A 21,996-nucleotide genomic window follows, 5' to 3' on the forward strand; every position below is an offset into this window, starting at 1 on the left:
AAAAAGATGAGTCTTATACTGACTCATCTTAAAAAGTTCTTATTATAAAGTTATATGTATTTGAAAAATTAACCTTCTATATACTCTAGTATTATTTTTTGATTATCTTTTAACATAATCTCTTCTTTTTTAGATTCTATTCCATTCTTTTTTATCTTTACCTCAGCTACAAAAGCATCATTACCTTCAACCATTTCTAATAACTCATAAGCTTTTTTACGTCCTATTTTAGTTGCTATATCTTTTAACACTGCCATTTTCTTAAACATTTTATCACCTCTACTCAAAATTTACAATTGATTTTTAATTATATAAACCTAGTCTTAGACTAACTTATAATAATTATTGTCTCTAATTATATCAGATATCGAGTAAATTTAATACTTTGTAAAATTATTTATCCTCTCTAACCAAATAATCATTTCCATCTTGGTCTTTAAATGAAAACATCCTTCCATAAGGCATTTCCATTAGTTCACCAACCTCAACTTCATTATTAGCCATTTGTTCATAAGTTCCATTAATATCTCTTGTACTTAAAATTATTGACGGATGAGATAAATCTATCTCTTTATTTTGTTTCATCATTAGATTTTTATCATACAGTACAAATGTCGTAAACTCATTTTTGCTTGGTGCTATTTCTAACCATTTCACATTTGGGCCCATTTCCTTTTCATAAGTTACTACAAAGTTTAATTTTTCTGTCCAAAACAATTTTGCATCCTCTTGATTGTTTACATAGAGGCTTATCTTTCCTATTTTATTTATCATAACAATACCCACCTTTATTATTAAATAAATATCTAATATTTTTTATATTTAATAATATACCCATATATATTATTTTCTATAGATATATATTTCTAATATTTATCCCATATTATATAATTCTAAACTATAATGTAATTTATTTATCCCATATTATTATAGACTTTATTTATATGATTTAATCATTCTGTATCATACTTATAATTATGAAAATATGTACACTAAAAATCACTCTTAAATAGTGTTTTATATCTAAAAGTGATTTTATATATCCTATGCAATTTTATGTTTTAGCCATTTTGTTCCTCTTAATCTTAAACAGTATAACGTTCCTCTAACAAGCCAATCTGTGTACATACCTATCCAAATACCAAGTACTCCAAATTCTAACACAACTCCCAATACATAACCTGTAAAAATTCTAAAAATCCACATGCCTATTATAGCTGTCATCATTGTATATCTTGTATCTCCAGCCCCTTTTAACCCTGCTGACAATACAAATGATATAGGCCATATTACCATAGCTAAACAATCACTTCGAATCAGTTGTGTTGATACAGCAATTACACTAGTATTTTGAGTATACATACTTGAAATCCAAGGTGCAATTGGTATAAATATAGCTCCTACTACAAATAAACAAATTGTTGCAAATTTAGTTAGGTATAAGAGAGTACTTTTAGCCCCTTTAATATCTCCACGCCCTATATACTGACCTACCAATGTCGTTGCAGATAAGGCCAAAGCATTTCCTATTACATTTATGATAGATGCAATTGACATTCCTATTGCATTGGATGCAATTGCTGAGGTACCCATAGTAACTATAAACACTTGAACAATTAATTTCCCTGCGTTAAAAAGTAATTGTTCAACGCCTGCTGGTATTCCTATATTAAATATAGATTTTTGAGTTTCAATATCAATCTTAAATGGAAATATTTTACCTATAGATATAAATTCATTTCCTTTAAATAAAGCTCTTATAATAACTATACATCCAATTATTCTAGCTATAGCAATAGACATAGCTGCACCTGTTATACCATAAGATGGTGTTTGTAGATTTATACCTAGAGGGTTTAAATCAATGCCATATATAAGTATATATCCTAATGTTACATTTACTATATTCATAAACATAGTAACATACATAGGTTTCTTTACATCTCCACATCCTCTTAAAATACCATTTGCTATTTGTTGTGTTGCAATAAATGGATACGTAAATAATGTAAATTCTATGTATAATTTTGCATTTGATTTTACCAATTCTTCTGCTGAACCATAAAATAAATTAATTACACCCGTTCTAAAAACCCACATTAATATTGTTATTGTAAATGATAGTATTACTCCAGATACTAGAGCTTGCTTGATAGTTTCATTCACTTTTTCACTATCCCTTTTACCTATCTGTTGAGCTACAACAACAGTTGCACCAACAGATAGTGCAGCAAATACAGATATAAATATATTATTTATTGAGTCAACCATTCCAACTGCAGATACAGCCTCTTCTCCAATATGACCTGCCATCATCGTATTAAATACCCCTAGAAGCATGACAAATGTCTGCTCTATCATTATAGGAATTGCTAATTTTATAACATTTTTCCTTATAAACATACTTCTCCCTCTTTTCCCCATTTATGTAAATTTAAATTTTAGTTAACTTATCAAACTTTAAGTTGGTTTTTAAAGTTAAAATTATATTATTGACATCATAATATACTATGTCCAAATAATATTATTCTTGTTTAATATCATTTGAACACAGTACATCTTTATAATTATTTTATGTTTATTATTTTTTATGGATACTAGAATTTAAATATTTATATATTTAAATTAGACAATTAGTATAATTAACTATTATAAAAGATAGCTATATTTCGTTAATATTGTATCATTATTGTGTAATAATCACAATAAATACATGTCACACATTTATCCATATTTATCCATGTTTTGATTACTCCAATTTATATAAAAGATAAGCTAAAATATAAAATCTTACAATATAAATGTAACAAAACTGACTCAATTTAATATTGTATTTTATAGACTATTTTTAGGATGTGATACTTTGGTTAATTTGAATGCAAATAATTTAAATGTAAATATGGTTTATCCTGTTTCTGCTACAGCTCCTATACGTTTTAGAAGATACACTGTTTCATACTCAGAAAATATGAGCAATATTTATTTAACTATAGCAACCTACTTCGATACACTTGGTTTAGGAACAGTAAGTATTGATAAAGTTTATGGTCAATGGGCTTGGGTTGTTGGTGACATATATGATTTAAATCTATTCGTTTTTGTTGGAAACTACCCTTATGAAATTGCTAGAAATAGATATGATGCTTTTGTTAATATTCTTCCAATTGCAATTACTTCTATTGCAATTGGAGATAGAATATTCTTCATTTCTAACTCTTGTTTATTAAACTCAAAAATTACAGTTAGATTTATATCCAGTCATCCTACACTTAATAGAACTGTTGATTATGGCAGTATTAGAAATTTTATTTTGTAACATTACAACATGATGTACTATTTGAAACAATATCATAAACTAAATCATATTATTAAATTATAGTAACATTATTAATCAGTACATCATGTTTATCTGTTACAATTTTATCACATTTTATTATTTAAGATAATTTTTAGTACTTAATATTTCTATTTACTTATTTTTTCTGTTCTAAATCCTATCTCTTTGTTTGCTAATTTATAGCCTTCTTGTATCATTTCTTCTCTTGTCAACGCATTCCCTAATAAATTATCAATACTAAGTTGTTTTCTATCACTAAAATACTTATCCAATAATGATTCTTCTATATCTTCTTGAGTTGCTAAATGTCCCTCATGCATTATATATTTTACATCAAAACCTTCTTTATTCAGTACCTTACCTAGCAAAATGCTTCTATGACATCGTATAGGCTCTTGCATTGCTCCTAATAAAACTATTTTATATCCCATCTGACATCCCTTTTTTAATCTTTCTATCCCTTTTAAAAAAATCTCTTCCTCAATTACCTTTTCAAAATCTGCATAACCTTCTTCTGTATATACATCTTTGTTAGTCCTTTTTGCTCCAAACTCCTTACCCATGTATATATATACAAATCCAGATTCTCTAAGAGATTCGTTAAATGCCTCTTTATTATATTGAATATTATATTTAGAATATGGAGTTTCTCTAATATCAACTACACAGTTTATATTGTACTTTTTTATCATATCAATAAGTTTACTAAAGGGATAATTTGAATGTCCTATCGCAAATATTTCCATATAATCACCTACTATTCTTAAAAATCAATATTCGAAATACAATTGATTATCCTACATATAAACCTTCTATGTTACAAATGTATTTAACAACTTCTATATTTTCATTTTGACAAGTATATACATTACTAAATAAATCGTTTATTTCTAATGCTATTTCTAAATAAAGCATATATATAGATATATATTCTTTCTCTTAGTGCCAGCTTCATAAGAATATCAATTATATAATAATTATACCCTTATTTCTCCAAAATCAAATAAAATATCATTTATTTGTTCTAAATACTTGCACTCTTTTTTACTTATAACTTTCTGTATGTATTTTTTATTTTCCTGCTTAAAATGCTTATCTTTAGATTTATCTAAACCCCAAAATAAACCAAAAAATAATCTCAAAAATGAAGGTGTCTCAAAATGAACTGTTTAGTTAATGAGGCACTCTTTTTTGTATTAAATCAAATATATTTTTATCATTTCAACAACGAAAAAGAGGCTTATCTCTATTCTGAGACAGCCCCATTTAATAGCTTTATCTTGATTAATTTTAATCTCTTATAAAACTCGTTTCACTGGTATCTGAACTTCTGTTAGCCAATCATCCTCATTCTCTTTATTCCATATGCCATCTATATAAGACTCTCTAGGATTTCCAATTACTTCATATTTGTTGTCCTCTATCCATTTAAATGCATCTGCATAAGTCTTTCCTAATGTTGAATATGAACCATTGTGTAATATACAAACTGCATTTTCAACTTCATCTAGTTCTTTAAACTTTAATATATCTGTATCTTTCTTTAAATCATTTATAGCTTGACACATCTCAACATCCATATCAGACTCTCTATATTCACCATCATGATATATATTGAAACAATAATCAGGAGCCGCACATGTACACCCTGTATTTCTCATTTCTTCAGCCATTACGTTTGGAAATAGATTGAAAAGTTCATCATACCCCTTTAATACCTTTCTCATAGAGGCAATTTTAACTTTTGGTAAAGACTTAATAATTACATCATTCATATTGACTTCTCCTTTCAAATTCACAAGGTAATTACGCAGTTTAATGAGTTTATATTCTTCACTTTTGATTACATCCAACATTTCTTTTTCTTTATTCATTAAAATATTTTCAACCTCTTCAGGATTTTCCACAGCTTCTTTTATCTCAGCTAATGATAAGCCCATTTGTTTTAAAGTTATTATCTGATGTAATTTAGGTAATTGCTCTGTTGTATAGTACCTATATTTTGTAAACTCATCTACATATTCTGGCTTTAATAAGCCTATATCTTCATAATACCTTAATGTCTTTGTAGTTATTTTATTTATTTTAGAAAACATTCCTATAGAAAACATCTCATCACCTGCGCATTAGATTTGATTAATTTAAGTTTAGACCTTCCCCTTAGGTTAAAGTCAATACAAAATAAATTATAATTGTATTAATTCTTCAATTCTATCTCCACTTAATACCAATGTATCTCCTGTTTTTATAACAGTTGAACCTTTAGGTACTAAAACCTGTTCCTTTCGTTTTATCATAACTATTAATATATCCTCTGGTATATTAGAATCCATTATACTCTTATTTGCCCACTTACTACTATCATCAACATTTACTTCTATAAGTTTAGAGCTAATCTCTCCATCATAATCATTAAATGTTTTTAATACTGGTGTGTTATCATCAACCAAATCGAGCTTTTTAGCTACAGTTGGTATTAATGTTCCTTGTATTCCTACTGAAAGTAACGCTATAAAAAATATTATATGGAATATGTCATTCTCTATGATTACACCCTGAGTAACTGCATAAATCGCAAAAACTACTGAAGCAGCACCTCTAAGACCTACCCATGATATGAATAATTTTTCTTTATTTGAAAATTTAAATTTTGCTAGAACTATAAATGTTGCTAATGGTCTTGCAATAACTATCATAAATATAGATATTGCCATTGCTATACCAAATACATTTGGTAGCTTGGAAGGGAAAGATAACAATCCTAACATAAAGAATAACATTATTTGCATAATCCATGAGATTCCGTCAAAGAAATGAACCAAACTTTTTTTATGAGGTATCTTACTGTTTCCTAGAATAATACCTGAAATATACACACTTAAATATCCATTTCCTCCAAGATACTCACTAAATGCATAAGAAAGAATTGCAATAGCTGTTATAAATATAGTATAAAATCCTTCTATCTCGAAGTTTGAATTTCTTAAGATATAAACAGACAGTCTTGCTAGTACAAATCCTATAGCTAAACCAAAAAATATTTGCTTTATTACCATTGGCACAATAAGTTCTACTCCAGAATTATTCATCAATGTCAAAAGAATTAGTGTCAACATATACGCTATTGGGTCATTGCTTCCACTTTCGACTTCCAATAAGGAGGCAAGAGAACCTTTTAAATTTAGTTTTCGAGAACGCAACACGGCAAACACAGATGCAGCATCTGTTGAAGCTGCAATTGCTCCAATTAATAAGCCTTCAAGTAAACTAGTTCCTACTACCATATGACAAAATATACCTGTTACTCCTGCTGTAATTATTACACCCAGTGATGACATCAGTATAGAAGGTATTGCAACAGGCTTAGCCATATTCCAGTTTGTTCCAAATCCTCCAAAGAACATTATAAATATTAGTCCTATAGAACATAATTGTTTTGTTAATTCATAGTTGTCAAAATAAATTCCTACCATACCATCAGACCCAAATAACATCCCTAATAAGATAAAAATTAATAATATTGGTACTCCAAATTTATATAAGACCTTGCTAGAGGTTATACAAATCAATAGCACTAAACCACTTATAATCATCAATTCTGTCATAGCATCAACTCCATTTCATATAAATTTTGTAGATTAAAATATATCTACAATTTTATTATTTATTCAAATATAACATGACATAAGTTTTATAAGTTATGGTGCATAAAGTACAATTAAAATTTAATAATACACTAAAACATGAGTATTCTACTCAAATTTATATATTTATTTTAATTATATTCATTTAATATTCAAAATTTGAATTATTTTTTATTAATATTTCATTTTTCAGTTGATTATTTAATATATTTCATGCTCTTATAGTAGTTTTATATATACTATGAAATATATAATATTTAGATAAGTAATAAGAAACTAACATACAATGTTAGATACTTTAGATATGAAATCTTCAAAATTTCATACATTGAAATATTTCTTTATATATATTATTTTATATTTGTTACAAATTATTGTCAAATTATTTTTCTTAAAAATAGAAAAATTGCATAATTTTTTTCAAATTATGCAACCCATAATATTTATTCCCAAAATTCTTTTATCCCTTCTATTATCTCACTATAAGGCAATAAAGTAGCTTCTACTATTGATTTATTTGTTTTTTCTAGATAATATTTAATCATATGATATCCACAAGCATATCCTGCACAGTAAGGTAAGCCAACTGGAAAGTATCCTTGCATTTTAGCTATATCATCACCATAAAGATAGGATGTTATGTTTTGAAATCCAGTCTCTTTTAAAGCATCTTTAATTATTGGTTTTATACATGTGTTTAACGTCTGGATGTCTGTTTTACTAACCCAAGGTCCTACCATATCCTCGCCAAACATCCATGTCGCAAAATTTTCTGCAAGCCCCTCATTAATCATCATCTCTTCTAATGTTATACTATTACTCCAATCTATAAACTGGAATCTAATATTATGATTACATTCATGTGCTAGTGCTACTTGTAATCTATTAGTTGTGTATTCATTAGGAACCAATGATATGAACATATATCCAGGTATTCCACCATCGCCCCAATATCCATCACTTAAAATTGTATAAGGACTATTTGGATTAGCCAATAAGATTGAATATTTATAGTCCTTAATATTCAAATCGTATCCTTCTCTTATAAATGAGTTTATAGACTCTTCTATGGTTTCTTTGCAAGTGTTCCAAAGTTTATCATCAGATAGTGCATTTATATTATTTTTTTGATTTTCATCAATATCCTTAGGTGATAAAATCCCCATCATTTCACTTGCCATAATTACATCATATCCACCTTCTTGTCTAGCAACCATTGGAACATTTATGCACTTCCACTTAAGTTCAAAAGGCTTCATAAGTTCATATCTGTATATATCTTCTTTCTTGTTTAATGGTGCATTCATTATCTTCTTGTATATCTTATCTGAGCGAACTTCTATAATGTTCATCTTTATCATCTCCTTCAAAATAGAGTATATAGAATTACGTCGCGTCAATGTCAATATACATTTTATATAATCTAGCTTTCTTCAATTATAGTTTCGTCTATAGTTTTGTCAGAATCATCACCAAACAAGTAATAAGATACTCTATTAACAAATCCATTCTGTTGCCAGTAAATTACATCATCTAATAAAAATGGATTATCAGTAATTATACTATCTACATTTAAATTAATCATTTTTTTCATTAATTTGCTGTTATTGATAGTCCACACAAAAACTTGCTTTCCTTTTTGGTGTATATTATCCACAACGTTTTCAGTTATAAATGTAGACTCTATTCCATATATATCAACATAATCCCAGTTGTAAAAATTTCCATATGCAACCGCAGTTAAATAACATGTTATTATATCTGGATTTAATCTTTTGACATTTTTTAATACATCTTTATTCATAGATGCTACAACACATTGGTTCTCTAACCTGTTTGATTTAATTAATTCTAAAACCTTTTTTTCTACATTAGTTTTTTCATGACCATTAAGTTTTATTTCTATTAAAAGTTTTATTTTCCCTTTCGAATACTTCATAGCCTCATCAAGAGTTGGTATTTTTTCACCTGCAAAACCTGAACTAAAGTGACTACCTGCATCATAGTTCTTAATTTCATCATAATTTACTTCCCAAACATTTCTATTTACACCAGTCACTCTCTCAAAGTTAGAATCATGAAATAAAATCAATTCCCCATCCTTAGTTTCTTGTACATCAATTTCGGCATACTCAGCTTGAGTTATAAAAGTCTCTTTAAAAGCAGCTAGTGTATTTTCCGGAGCAATTAATGAAGAAACTCTATGAGCAGTTGCTGTTGTATTATAAAAAAATGAAGAGTTAAATAAAATATCATTATTTAAAGAATACGCTATAGATTCAATATGTAGGATAAATAAAATTATGGATATTTTTAGAGTTATTCTTAATAGTTGAATTACTGAGTTTTTTTGTTTCTCAGATTTTTTTTCATAAATTCTAATATCATTATATTCATAATAAAATGTAGAAATAAAACCTGTACTAATTATAAATATAGCTATTGATGAAATAAATGTAGCATAGTCATTGAACAATATACACCTATTAATAAATATATCTTTCAAAAAATTTGCATCAGTATAATTTTTTGTCCATATCCCTATCAATATAACAATAATATGATATATTATATATCCTATAATACTGACTATTAAAGATATTCCTAATGAATAAAAAATCAACTTTATAGCTTTTCCTTTTGTAAGGTTATTACTTATATTTCTTGCCTCTTTAAAAGCATCTGTATTTAGAGTTATTTCATGTATACTAAAAATCCATCTAATAACTGATATATATAATATTAAAATTAAAAACATATAAATTATATTTAAAACTATATTAGAATTTATATACTCTAATATGTATTCTGGAAGCTTTATTTTTCCAATAAACCCTGAGGTTAAGGCTATGTTTGTAAGTGGAACTATCAGTAGCACAAATACAAATAACAATATATTTTTAGGATACAATATTTTCATAGATTTTTTTAAAGACAATTTAATAAGTTTATACAATGTAATTTTTTCAGAAATTCTTGATTTATCAAAACAAATAATTACTGAAGTAAATTCAAAAAACATATAAAATGTTAATATCACAATTGAAAGTATGGCTAATAATATTGATAAAGGATTAGTTAATATTTTTCCTATATTATCAGTGCTTAAATAAACTATATTTGCACTTTTCATAGAGCTACTTAATACAAATTTAATTGATGGCAATATAATTATCAAAGCCAATCCCTTATGAAACAGTTCAAATGTAATTAATGTGGTCCAGTTATATTTTATTAATTTTACAAAAGTATCTAAGATATTCTTATTCATGATGTCCCCTTAATCTTTTTATTGTATTTTATCCTGTAAACCTCATAAATATATACTATTTTTTTAAATTAATAATTTTATTTAAGCTAATACAAAGAATTATATTTCCCCAAATATATTATTATAACTGCAGTTTTATTTAAGTTAATTTCATATGTAATATTGGAAATGGATTGCCTTGCCCATCTATTTCAGACCTATCAAATTCTTTAAATCCTAAATGAAGATAAAATCCCACTGCTTTTTTATTTTGTTCATTTACATCAACATATTTTATATTATATTTATCTATAGCATATGTTATTAACTTTTTACCAATACCATGACCTCTATATTCATCTTTTATAAATAGCATCTCAATTTTGTCTTTATCTATTCCCATAAAGGCTTTTATTATATTTTTTTCTTTAACACAGACTATATTTTCTACTTCTTTAAGCCCAGTTTTAACTAATGGTCTTAAAGATTCAATATCTTTCTCTATTAAAAAATCATGAGTGGCTCTTACTGATGATTCCCAGACTTTCAACATTTCCTCATATTCGTTTGAATTTATTTGTCTCATTTCAAAAATTATTTCAGAGTTCATAAAAACTTCCTTTCTGTTCTATGTGATTTTTAATTGTTCCTGATTATTTATATAAAATTTAGAAAGGGCTATGAAAGTTAATATCATAGCCCTAATTAAATTTAAATATAATCCATTATATTTTTATAATTATATACTAAAGTCTAACAAATTTACTACAAGAATTCATATTAGCTATACTAATGGAGCTTCTATCTGAGTAGTAAAAAGGAATTTATGGCAGTGACCATCATTAACAGTAGTATTTCCACATACCAAATGAACATGTTTGTTAGTTCCTGGTATCTTAATAGCTGGACCTGTTGTAACACATATCTTATGGAAATGGTCAAGGAAATCCACATTATCATTTATTTTATGAACATGATTTGTACCACCATTTATTGGTATAACTTCACCAGTAACTCCTGCTGCACGATGGTTATGTCTATCGTCGCATTCTTCTGCTAACTTAACACTTTGTGAGTATTCATGAACATGTGTCATTTCTTCATAATCATTATAGCACTTATTACATTCATTATATTTATAATCATCATATACATAATCTCTTTCACATTTATAATTTTGATAACTCATTTTTATATCTCTCCTTGTTATATTATATATTTAGAAATTCCTCTAAAGAATCTCTAATATATAGTATGAATCAGAGTCAAAAAAGTTCATATTTTGTAAAATTATGTATTAATTTAATTATTCATTCCAATGTTTAGGATGTACTAGTGAAGCTGGTAATTTTGTATTAGAATCTCCTTTTGCAGTATTAACTTGCAATTGTGTTAAAAATATACTATTTTTAAGATTAGCTCCTCTAATATTGCAATCTCTTAAATCTGCTCCTATTAAATTTGCTCCACTTAAATCTGCGTCTTTTAAATTTGCTGCTATCATGAATCTTCCTTTTAAATCTGCTCCTATTAGATTTGTTTTTCTAAGGTCTGCTCCTATTAAATCTATACTTTTACTTAATTTTTTCTTGTTTTTAGGATTAGAAGTTTTAAGAAAAGATTTGACTTTTTCCATTACAGACTCACTAGCTTGTGCTAATAATGAATTTACCTTTACTCTATGTGATGTGATATCTAAATCAATTAGCTGTTCTGGATTCATATTAGTTATCTTTTCAGTTTCTTCAATTATTGAGTCAATTTTTACTTTTATTGCATCTGCTATATCTAATATAGATGCTTCTTTAAGATACCATAGCATTTCATGTAACTGTCTCATAATTAAAAATACTTCAGACATTTGACTTGCTAATTCTGATGATTGCATCCAGTCTCTACCTTTATATGTTACTTGTGCTACTTTCTGACCTGAACCAAAACAATCATATGCAGTACAGCCTTTAAAACCTCGCTTTATAAGATTGCTATGTACAGAACATTTAAAATCTGATTGCAAATTAATACATGGATTTCCTGATTCCTTATCAACAGGAAATCCATCTGAAGCAGAAAAATAAAGAGCTAGACAACAAAGTCCAAAACACTTTTCACAATCAATTTTTAACTCATCAAATAATTTATTATTATATATTTTTTTATGTATATTTATCATATCTATTCTCCTTCTCAGTATGGTTTTTAATAAACTGCTATTTTACACTTCAACCTCTTATGTAACATTTCTTATTCTTAATTATAATTTAATATGTTTCTTATTCCAATAGTATATACATTGGTTTCTTGATATTTGTAACAACACTTTTTATACTAGAACTTATTTTAACTATAACATTATACTAATAAGTTTTCATCCAATCATAATATAGCTCATGAGCTATAAATATTTTTAGAAGTTGAAAATTTCAATGTTTTTAGAATCCATGATATAATAGCCATAGATACAACCTATAAAATTAAAAATATGCAAATTAACTATACAAAGCTAAGTATCTCATTTAACTTTACAATTCTAGTATAAATAAGCCTAACAACTATATTACTATTTTAAGTAAATACGATTAACTTATTTGCAGAGGAGAGAATATTTATGGAACTATTGCTACATAAAGAGAAAAAGTATAATTTTTTTGTTTCAGATACTTTCACAAGTAACATGCTAGTACCAGTTATTAAAAACCTTTTATATAAAGCAGAAAATGAATGGGATGATTATGACGAGATATATCATTGTTGCCATTTAATTGAAACAGTAAAACAGAATCCAAATATTATAATGGACTTTCACTATATAAAAAAAGATGATAACATAATTGGAGTTGGATTAATGTCACATGGAATACTTGATATACCACTTTTTTTCCCAGACACGATAAATATTTCAGAACCTACAGATAATATTTTGGTATTCAATTATTTTCATATTTCTCCAGAAGACCGAGGTAATGGTGGACGTTGGTTAAGAGATATCATTATTCCATATTACTATGGTAAAAAATTCAAAAGTATTTATGTAAAATCAAGTCATCCTAGAGTTTTCAACCTATATAATAAATTAGGTAAATGTATTGGTGAATATATCAGTAAGAGTGATAATGGACTTTATGAGCGATTAGGCAAAATGTTCAGAATATCTCTTGAAAAATAAACTTATTACAACTGCATATTAATAAAACCACAAGAGAATATAAAGATAAATAAGCTTTAATTCTGTAATAAACTCTTGTGGTTTATACTGTACTATAAAATCATAAATAAAATACTTTATCCATGATTTTACGCTTTTTTAACTACCGAAGACTTCAACTTCATAGCTCCGAATCCATCTATTTTGCATTCTATATCATGCCCATCTGATGGGTCATGTACTAAACGTATATTTTTTACTTTTGTTCCAATCTTTATAGATGATGAACTCCCTTTTACTTTAAGATCTCTAATTACTGTAACAGAGTCTCCATCATTTAATATATTTCCATTTATGTCTTTAATAATATTTGAATTTTCTTCTGTTCCCAATTCTAAGGCCCATTCATGAGAGCATTCTGGGCAAACTAAAAGAGTTCCATCTTCATAAGTATATTCTGAGTTACATTTCGGGCAATTTGGTAAACTTTCCATATTTATATGTCCTCCACTTGTTATTTTTAAATTTTTTTACAACATAAAATTTCTTTTGAGCCTATATGATATCATATTATACTTATATTTACAAACTACTCTTTTTCCTAAGGTTTAAATTCTTCCATTACACCATATCAATACATAGGTATGCTTCTTTTTGATTCCACATAATGGATGTACTATGAATATCTATAGAATCAAGATAACAAGGTTGTCCAATTTGGAATCCAGAATATGTATTTTTAAATTTTTTATTTAAATACAACAAAATATTATTTTCCTTATCAATCACATAAATACATTGTTCAATATTATCTAAAATAGACTTATATTGGTTCATATGTTGACTTACTTTCTTTTCTTTTTTACGTTGTAGAAATATTGATATAATTTGAGAAATCAAAGATAACGTGCTGACTTCTTCCTGTGTCCATAGACGTAGTCCTGTACACTCATCAAATCCAACAAATCCACTGAAAACCTGACCATCTCTATATGCACATTGAAGTGTAGAATGGATACCCTGACTAGAGAACAGATCTTCTAACTTAGGAGGTAGTGTATGAATGTCACGACAATAGAAAACTAAATCTTCTCCAAAAAGCTTTTCATAATCATTATACTCTTGATAATCACTATTTTGTAAATTAGCCATTTGAGAAGAAACTCCAGTATTACACCATTCATAAGTGTTCGATGTATATTGACTATCTTCTGTATTTTCAAAAATATAAACACGACTCACATTAAACTGTTTCCCAACAACTTCAAGTATCATATTAATTGTCTTATCTATATCATCAGACTGATAAAGCATACGGAATATATAACGTGTAAGGTTATCAGGACATTCAGCATATTTCTTTTCTGAATCAATAGCTGTTCCAAGAGAAGAGTAATTAAATTCTTCCAAATCTTCAAAGTAACCTTGATCATAGATGACATAATTGTTTTTGCCCAGAGTTTTTGCTTGATATAAAGCCTTATCCGCTCTTTTATACATCTCCTTAAATGTGTCACCATCTTTTGGATATATAGCTATTCCAATACTACATGTCACTTTTATGGAACTTTTCTCTTTATGAAATAGATGACGAAACATATATAAAAGTTCTTCTGCTTTCTTTTCTGCATCTTTTAATGAAGAAATATTCTTCATTAAAATAGTAAACTCATCTCCACCAATCCTGCCAACAATATCATTATCTCGCATTATTTTTTTCATACCTGCTGCTATTTCAGTGAGCACTATGTCTCCAATCATATGTCCTTCTGTATCATTAATCTGTTTAAAATTATCTGTATCAATCATAAACAATGCACCCATAACATCTAAATTCTCTTCAAAATATTTCTTAATCTGCCTCTCGGTTTCAGCACGATTATAAATTCCTGTTAATGCATCTTTCTCTGATATGTACTGTAATTTCTCAATCTGCTTTCTTTCTTTAGTAATGTCAAGTCCTATACTGTAAAAAGATGGTATTCCATCCCAACTATCTTCTCCACTAACATAACACAACGTGACAGTCCATACGCGTTCTTGCTTTGAGCGTGTATATATTCTTGTTTCAAATACAACATTATCTCCAGACTCTTTTAAATCTAGTGCCAATTCCTTACTGCGTTTATAATCCTCAGAAAATAAATATCTACATTGATTATCAAGTTCTTTTTCAAACTGTTCCTTTGTATATTCAATCATGTTCAAGAATATGTTATTATGCCAAAGTATTGTACGAAAATCTCTTGCATCTATTCTAACCATACCTGCTGGAATAGTTTTCAAGATTGATTCTCTTTCCTGGTCTTTTTTCGCTAGCTTATACTCAGCACTATACATATCATAAGATAACTCTATACGAGCTCTTCGACCTTTCCAATCTATCATGCGATTTTTAATCATAAATGTTCTTTTCAGTTTTTTATTGTAAAACTCCCATTCATATATATCATCTTTCTTTAAATATGAATTCGTACAAAATGGACATGGAGAAGTTCTTCCTTGAATTACCTCATAACATTTCCTTCCAATCAGCTCACTTGGTGATGCTTGTAAGGTATTACACGATTGTTTATTTAAATATAACAACTCATACGTATTCATATCGCTAATATAAACGTTTCCAGCATACTCTGACATCATCCATTCAAAATTCTCTTTACTTTCTTTTTCCTTCTCACACAGTTCATCTTGCTTTATTTTTAATTCATTGATATTTGAATACAATATATAGATTATTGCTTTTTCATGTTCCTGTGATTCGATTAATATGCCATTCATTATTACCCAAAGATTACTTCCATAATTTATTGGAATGCAAGTTTTATGCTCTCCACTCTTCTTACCATTATGGTAAACATCGAAAAAATAATCTCTCATAGATTCAAAATCATCATAATCATCTTCATAATAATCTCTTAGATTAGAAAATTCATTTAAAAATTCTTTTTCTGTATATCCTAACAACTGATAAAAAGCTGCATTTCCCCAGATAACTGTAAATGAATCATCTAAAAAATGCTTACTAACTCCAATACCCATAGATTTTAATATTTCTTCTGAAATAACTTCATTATTTATTGTTTGTTCTTTTTCAAATACTTTATCTAACCCAGCATTATCTCGTATCATTTTTTGTTATCCTCCTATCCTTATCACCCTTTTTCAATACATTATGCTTTTTATAACATAATGCTAAAAGTGAATCATCAATGTGTGTTAACCTATCTTATTTACAGCTTCTTCTTAACTTAAATCCATATTTAAATTTCCCTATGAAAATATATAAGTTCTCTTTCCCTGTTTCTTTTTACTTAATATTAAATCTTTTGTAATTATAATTAATCTTTTTTCAAATTTAAAGACGAAAGTTTTATTTATTTGACTTTGATAATCTACTTAAGACTATTTTAAAAAATTTAGTTTGTAAGGTTTGTTTATTGTCATTTAAATGATAAGTTTGATTTGTTGTAAACAAAGCTTGATTTATTTAATATATAGAACTAAATTTATTTCTACTTCAATCATAATTTTTTCATACATATCTCAAGTTTGCCTTCTTTTAATGAAATTATATCATAACTTGATTTTTAAATCAGTTCTTTTCTAAGTCAAAGAGACAATACAAAACAACTGAAGTTACTTCACTAAAAATAACCATATAAGTAATTATCTTATATGGTCTTGATTATTCATTAATATAAAGTTTTATTTCAAGATATTATACAATAAATATGCTTAAGGTAGATTTCCTTTTTTAATGCTAGTAATTGTTACTTCTATACTATACAATATATTTACTAGATAATACTCTATATACATGTATTGCTCACTTATAACCAAACTATATATTCTTATTTATAATGTATTTCCATGTTGCACTTTTATTGAAAGTTTTTTTATTTAGTTTATCTTGTCTTTTTTATTTAAATATTCTATTAGATAACTAATTCCCATACCTATAAAACTACCAACTATTCCCCACATAAAATTCTCTGTAATAAATCCAATTGATATTCCTACTATAAAGCCACCTATCATGAAGCTATCTGACAGTTCATCTTCTGACTCATTTTCATCATAATTTATACTATTTGTAGGCAATTTGCTTGACTCAATCATGTCTTCAATTTTATCTGTATTTTCCTAAACCTCCCATGACTAAAGTCACAGGGTTCCTGCTTCATAGAATTTTGCATACTAAAATATGTCTTACCAATTCTCCACAAGCTATCCCCGTAGTTCCTACGGTTCTTACATAAGTTATTTATTTTAAACTGTTATTAGTCTTAGTCCTTCTTTTAGTATATTTATACTTGCATTTATATCTCTATTGTGAGTTACATTACAACAAGGACAAATCCATTCTCTTATATTTAAATTCTTCATTTCCTCGTTTTTGTACCCACATTTATTACATATTTGTGAACTTGCAAAGAATTTACCTACTTTTACAATTTGTCTACCATACCAATTAGCCTTATATTCTAATTGACGGACAAATTCTGACCATGACACATCAGAAATAGAGCGAGATAGTTTATGATTTTTAGTCATATTCTTTACTTGTAAATCTTCTATGCAAATAATATCATTCTCTCGTATTAATTTAGTAGATAGTTTTTGTAGAAAATCCTCTCGACAATTAGCTATATGTTCTTGAAGTCTTGCAACTTTTAACCTTGCTTTATTTCTATTTAAACTACCAATTGTTTTTCTTGATAATTCTCTTTGTAATTTAGCAAGTTTGTTTAATGACTTCTGAAGATATTTAGGATTTTCTATAAAGTCTCCACAACTTGAGATACAAAATTCTTTAATTCCTAAATCTAAACCTATCTGATTATTAGTATTTTCAAATGCTTTAATATCTATATCAGTACAGCATAATGATATATAATATTTACCACTTGGCTCCCTAGATACAGTAGCATTAAGTATTCTCCCTTGAGGTACTTGTTTATCCCTTACTTTAACCTTACCAAGTTTAGGTAATTTTATATATTGACTAAAGTACATAATATTTCCATTTGTAAAGTTAGTTCTATATGAAAATCTATTAGTTTTCTTTGATTTAAATTTAGGAAATCCTGCATTTTCTTTAAAGAATTTTTTATATGCGTTTTCTAAATCTTTTAAGGTATTTTGTAGTGAAAATTTGTCAGGTTCTTTAAGCCACTCTAATTCCTTTTTTAAATTGGTCAAATCAGAACTACACTGTTTATAAGTAAAAATGTCTTTATCGTTTTCATAAACTTCTATTTTTTTAGCAAGATATTTATTATATACAAATCTACAACATCCAAAAGTTTTGTTAATTAACTGTTGCTGTTTTTTATTTGGATACATTCTAAACTTATATGCCTTTTCCACTACTATCACCTCACTTTACTTGTTTTTTCTGATTATTCATCACCCATCATAATATTAACATTTAAAACAAGTATTTTGAAGGTTTTCATATTTATTTTTTAAATAACATATATAAGAACTGTAAGCCCTTAACTTTTATCATTTTTGAGGTTGTCGTTCACATAAGTTCGCTACTACCTATGCAGTTCTCTTATGAACTTCTTACATTTTCATGCAAGCACAGACTATATCTTATCCTTCGGCATTATCCGTTAAGGTCTACCCACTTCCACTACCAATAGCTTGTAGTGTACTTCCCTCAAGAGGAATAGTCGTTGAAGTTTCTCCTATTCGGAGCTTACCTGCTGATTGCCCATTTTAAAGTACTTAGGGTTTAACCTTATACCATCTAACCAATTTTTTCTACTTTCGTAACTTTCACACTTAGGTTTATTTCATCCTTATGTTTTAGTTTAGTTAGCTTTAGGGGTTTCCAGCAATTCAAGTAGTATTGGATAGGTTCTTTCCTATCTCTACATATAAGTTTCCCTATATGCTGACTACTTTAGCTACTAACTCACGACTAAAGTCACGAGTGTGCGTAGCTATTTTTTAATCAAATAACAAATCATCTAATGTTGTATTAAATATATTTCTTAGTAACATTAAATTCTCTATATCTGGATATGTTTTATTGGATTCCCATTTTGATATAGCTTGCCTAGATACATTTAGCATTTCAGAAAGTTGTTCTTGTGATAAATTTCTTTCTTTTCTTAGTCGCTTTAAATTTTCTCCAAAGTTCAATATTATCACCTCATCTCAACTTAATTATATTTATATATTGATTGATTCACAATCCTTATATAGTTGCATTTTGTTAACTAATAGTTGCATTACTAATTTTATCTATAGTTTAGATTAAAATATAGCAAATATTAAAGAGGCTATATCATAATAATTATAAACTACTATGATATAGCCTGAATATTAAACTTCTCTTGTATTTTTAATGATTTCACGAATCTTTTTAGCATTTTCAGCAATATCCCCAACATTACCTTTAGTTAATAAACCACCAAAACCACATACATCAACACCGTTTCCAAGCCATACATGCAGGTTATCAAAGTTAATTCCACCACTTGCCAAAACTGGCATATCAGGTATCGGTGTTTTAAATACCTTTACTAGTTTAGGTCCATAGAAATCTGATATTGGAAAAGCCTTGATAAAGGCAGCTCCTAAGCTCAATGCATCTACTGCTTCAGTCAATGATGTACATCCTGGAGCATAAGGAATTTGATATCTATTGCAAAGCCTTGCTACATCTTCATTGTAATTTGGTGCAATAATAAATTGAGCTCCATGTAAGATAGCATGGCAAGCTGTTTCACTATCCAAAATGGTTCCTGCTCCTACACAAAGGGATTCACCATATTTTTTATTAAGCCCTTGAATTATTTCTCCAGCATTATTCAAAGTATAGCTCATTTCCATAACCGTTATTCCACCTTTTATACAACCTTCAGCAATTTCACATGCACGATTAAGTGTTTCTTCTCTTACAATTGCAAGAGCCCCACATTCTGCCATTCTTTTGGTTATATTCATCTTTTTCATATCATCACCTCTATATTTATCAAACCATTTTACTTTTCCATTAAGTTAACTTCATTTTCATAAGACATATATTAGTCATATGCAAATGTGATTCCCTTATCTATGTTATCTATTATCACTATATTGATTAAGTACTCCTCTATAATTTTTAACCACTTGCTTAATTTCTTCAAGTGCTTTTCCAGTTGGTTCAGTTACAGGAAGTCGTGCAGTTCCAACGTTAATTCCATTAAATACAACAGCTTTTTTTATAACAGATGGAATTGTTCCCAGCTTTAGGATACGACGAAGCTCCTCTATACTACTTTGAGCTTTTTGAGCTTCTTCCAAATCCCCCTTCATGAAATTTTCATAAATAGCAATATCAATCTCTGTAAGAAAGTTTGCTGTTGCAGCAACAGCACCTTGTCCACCAGCCTTCAAACTATCAAGAATAAGTGAATCTGAACCTGAAAATATACTAAAATCCTCACTCTTAGTTACTTCAATATAAGCTTTCATGTTGTCAAGTTTACCACTACTATCTTTAATACCAACGATATTCTTTATCTTTGCCAATTCACGCACTGATTCAGGCTCAATATTAATCCCTGTCTTACCTGGCATGTTATACATCATAATGGGTAAATTAACTGAATTAGCAATAGTTTTATAATGTAAAATTAATTCCTCCTGTGTTGGTGTCACAAAGTATGGTGTAATAATAGATAAAGCGCTTGCTCCAATAGATTCCATTCTCTTAGATAAACTTATAACTTCACGAGTTGAATTACCACCTGTTCCAACAAAAACAGGTACACGATTATTAGTGTGATTAACAACAATTTTTGCAAATTCAACCTTTTCATCATCTGTTAGCACATGACATTCACCATTAGTTCCCAAAATAAATAACCCATAAACTCCCTTACCTACTAGATAGTCAATTAACTCACATGTTGCCTGTGGATTTATATTTTGATTTTCATCAAAAGGTGTTATCATTGCACATATAATACCTTTATATTTCATAAAATTACATTTCCTCTCTAATAGACTTTCCAAGACTTCCTCCTGGATGCCACTTCAAATACTGTTGTACATCAAGTTCTTTAGCATATTGTAATGCAACACTTAAGGACTGTAAGACTATAGTTTCAGCAAGAATCGAAGCACGAGGGGCTTTATTAAGGCAATCACCTTCCTGTTTAACACCTGCAAACAAGAATATATCAGAAACATCCTTTAAGAATGAATTTGTATTACCACTTACACCAATTATCTTTGCTCCATTTACTTTTAATGTCTCAATAGTTGCTTTTAATTCTTGAGTCTCACCACTATTTGATATTGCAATAACAACATCCCCAGCTACTACTTGACCACTTGAGCCATGTACTGCTTCTGTACCATGTAATATATATGCTGGCGTTCCAGTAGATGAAAGTAATGATGAAATATACCCTGATACATGTCCTGGTTTACCAATACCAGTCACGTGTACACGTCCATGATTCCTTTCAACTTCAAAAATTAAGTCACATGCTTTATTTATAGATATTTCATCTATTGATGCAATAAACTCTGATACTTCATTAGATAGAGTGTCTAGAAATTCAGATAGCGTGTTTTCCATAATAGACTTATCCTCCTTTAAATTATGGTA

General features: G+C 27.9%; 22 protein-coding genes. 2 read left to right on the forward strand and 20 right to left on the reverse strand.

Features of this window, described 5'->3' with window-relative positions; genetic code table 11:
- Positions 1–68: 68 nt before the first annotated feature.
- The 3 genes from ACTG44_RS19865 to ACTG44_RS19875 all read right to left on the reverse strand — a co-directional run bounded on the left by ACTG44_RS19865 (position 69) and on the right by ACTG44_RS19875 (position 2,403).
- Positions 69–269 (reverse strand): hypothetical protein, encoded by a 201-nt coding sequence (locus ACTG44_RS19865; protein ID WP_003420681.1) that lies wholly within the window; start codon positions 267–269, stop codon positions 69–71.
- A gap of 124 nt (positions 270–393) precedes the next feature.
- Complete coding sequence (locus ACTG44_RS19870) at positions 394–774, reverse strand: VOC family protein (protein WP_021386535.1); 381 nt, start codon at positions 772–774, stop codon at positions 394–396.
- A gap of 270 nt (positions 775–1,044) precedes the next feature.
- Complete coding sequence (locus ACTG44_RS19875; protein ID WP_021386539.1) at positions 1,045–2,403, reverse strand: MATE family efflux transporter; 1,359 nt, start codon at positions 2,401–2,403, stop codon at positions 1,045–1,047.
- A gap of 460 nt (positions 2,404–2,863) precedes the next feature.
- Here ACTG44_RS19875 and ACTG44_RS19880 point away from each other — a divergent pair, with 460 nt between their 5' ends.
- A complete protein-coding gene (locus tag ACTG44_RS19880) occupies positions 2,864–3,316 on the forward strand; it encodes a staygreen family protein (protein WP_021386525.1) in 453 nt (150 codons plus the stop codon).
- A 149-nt stretch (positions 3,317–3,465) separates the two neighbouring features.
- Here ACTG44_RS19880 and ACTG44_RS19885 read toward each other — a convergent pair whose 3' ends face one another.
- The 9 genes from ACTG44_RS19885 to ACTG44_RS19925 all read right to left on the reverse strand — a co-directional run bounded on the left by ACTG44_RS19885 (position 3,466) and on the right by ACTG44_RS19925 (position 12,404).
- On the reverse strand, positions 3,466–4,083 hold the full coding sequence (locus ACTG44_RS19885) for a DUF488 domain-containing protein (RefSeq protein WP_021386531.1): 618 nt from the start codon (positions 4,081–4,083) through the stop codon (positions 3,466–3,468).
- Positions 4,084–4,129: 46 nt separating this feature from the next.
- Complete coding sequence (locus tag ACTG44_RS19890; protein WP_021386543.1) at positions 4,130–4,252, reverse strand: hypothetical protein; 123 nt, start codon at positions 4,250–4,252, stop codon at positions 4,130–4,132.
- A gap of 383 nt (positions 4,253–4,635) precedes the next feature.
- A complete protein-coding gene (locus tag ACTG44_RS19895) occupies positions 4,636–5,433 on the reverse strand; it encodes a MerR family transcriptional regulator (RefSeq protein ID WP_479921082.1) in 798 nt (265 codons plus the stop codon).
- Positions 5,434–5,523: 90 nt separating this feature from the next.
- Positions 5,524–6,942, reverse strand: coding sequence for a potassium/proton antiporter (locus tag ACTG44_RS19900; protein ID WP_021386544.1), 1,419 nt, complete (start codon positions 6,940–6,942; stop codon positions 5,524–5,526).
- A gap of 482 nt (positions 6,943–7,424) precedes the next feature.
- Entirely contained in the window at positions 7,425–8,333 is a 909-nt protein-coding gene (locus ACTG44_RS19905) for a DUF2268 domain-containing putative Zn-dependent protease (protein ID WP_479921083.1), read from the reverse strand.
- Between the two features lie 71 nt (positions 8,334–8,404).
- Entirely contained in the window at positions 8,405–10,252 is a 1,848-nt protein-coding gene (locus tag ACTG44_RS19910; RefSeq protein WP_021386527.1) for a glycerophosphodiester phosphodiesterase, read from the reverse strand.
- 139 nt (positions 10,253–10,391) lie between these two features.
- Positions 10,392–10,841: an acetyltransferase gene (locus ACTG44_RS19915; protein ID WP_479921084.1), complete on the reverse strand. Its 450-nt coding sequence runs from the start codon at positions 10,839–10,841 to the stop codon at positions 10,392–10,394.
- A 174-nt stretch (positions 10,842–11,015) separates the two neighbouring features.
- A complete protein-coding gene (locus ACTG44_RS19920; RefSeq protein ID WP_021386546.1) occupies positions 11,016–11,420 on the reverse strand; it encodes a YmaF family protein in 405 nt (134 codons plus the stop codon).
- 117 nt (positions 11,421–11,537) lie between these two features.
- Positions 11,538–12,404 carry a pentapeptide repeat-containing protein gene (locus ACTG44_RS19925; protein WP_479921085.1) on the reverse strand — a complete coding sequence of 289 codons (867 nt, stop codon included), beginning with the start codon at positions 12,402–12,404 and terminating at the stop codon, positions 11,538–11,540.
- A 435-nt stretch (positions 12,405–12,839) separates the two neighbouring features.
- On the opposite strand from ACTG44_RS19925, the gene ACTG44_RS19930 reads away from it, so the two are divergent.
- Entirely contained in the window at positions 12,840–13,397 is a 558-nt protein-coding gene (locus ACTG44_RS19930; protein ID WP_479921086.1) for a hypothetical protein, read from the forward strand.
- 128 nt (positions 13,398–13,525) lie between these two features.
- On the opposite strand, the gene ACTG44_RS19935 is transcribed toward ACTG44_RS19930, so the two are convergent.
- From ACTG44_RS19935 to ACTG44_RS19970, 8 genes are all read right to left on the reverse strand, one after another.
- Positions 13,526–13,870 (reverse strand): zinc ribbon domain-containing protein YjdM, encoded by a 345-nt coding sequence (locus tag ACTG44_RS19935; protein ID WP_021386555.1) that lies wholly within the window; start codon positions 13,868–13,870, stop codon positions 13,526–13,528.
- Positions 13,871–13,997: 127 nt separating this feature from the next.
- Positions 13,998–16,508: a sensor domain-containing diguanylate cyclase gene (locus tag ACTG44_RS19940; protein ID WP_479921087.1), complete on the reverse strand. Its 2,511-nt coding sequence runs from the start codon at positions 16,506–16,508 to the stop codon at positions 13,998–14,000.
- A 771-nt stretch (positions 16,509–17,279) separates the two neighbouring features.
- Entirely contained in the window at positions 17,280–17,498 is a 219-nt protein-coding gene (locus tag ACTG44_RS19945) for a hypothetical protein (RefSeq protein WP_052328896.1), read from the reverse strand.
- Between the two features lie 150 nt (positions 17,499–17,648).
- Positions 17,649–18,758 carry an IS200/IS605 family element RNA-guided endonuclease TnpB gene (gene tnpB / locus ACTG44_RS19950; RefSeq protein ID WP_479921088.1) on the reverse strand — a complete coding sequence of 370 codons (1,110 nt, stop codon included), beginning with the start codon at positions 18,756–18,758 and terminating at the stop codon, positions 17,649–17,651.
- Between the two features lie 582 nt (positions 18,759–19,340).
- Positions 19,341–19,535, reverse strand: a complete 195-nt coding sequence (locus ACTG44_RS19955; protein WP_021386619.1) for a helix-turn-helix domain-containing protein — start codon at positions 19,533–19,535, stop codon at positions 19,341–19,343.
- Positions 19,536–19,718: 183 nt separating this feature from the next.
- Positions 19,719–20,351, reverse strand: coding sequence for a beta/alpha barrel domain-containing protein (locus tag ACTG44_RS19960; RefSeq protein ID WP_479921089.1), 633 nt, complete (start codon positions 20,349–20,351; stop codon positions 19,719–19,721).
- Positions 20,352–20,456: 105 nt separating this feature from the next.
- On the reverse strand, positions 20,457–21,395 hold the full coding sequence (gene dapA, locus ACTG44_RS19965) for a 4-hydroxy-tetrahydrodipicolinate synthase (protein ID WP_265113951.1): 939 nt from the start codon (positions 21,393–21,395) through the stop codon (positions 20,457–20,459).
- Positions 21,367–21,966 carry an SIS domain-containing protein gene (locus tag ACTG44_RS19970; protein ID WP_021386582.1) on the reverse strand — a complete coding sequence of 200 codons (600 nt, stop codon included), beginning with the start codon at positions 21,964–21,966 and terminating at the stop codon, positions 21,367–21,369. Before ACTG44_RS19970 ends, dapA begins: the two co-directional genes overlap by 29 nt.
- Positions 21,967–21,996 lie beyond the last annotated feature (30 nt).

The sequence above is a fragment of the Clostridioides sp. LIBA-2809 genome (assembly GCF_056688965.1).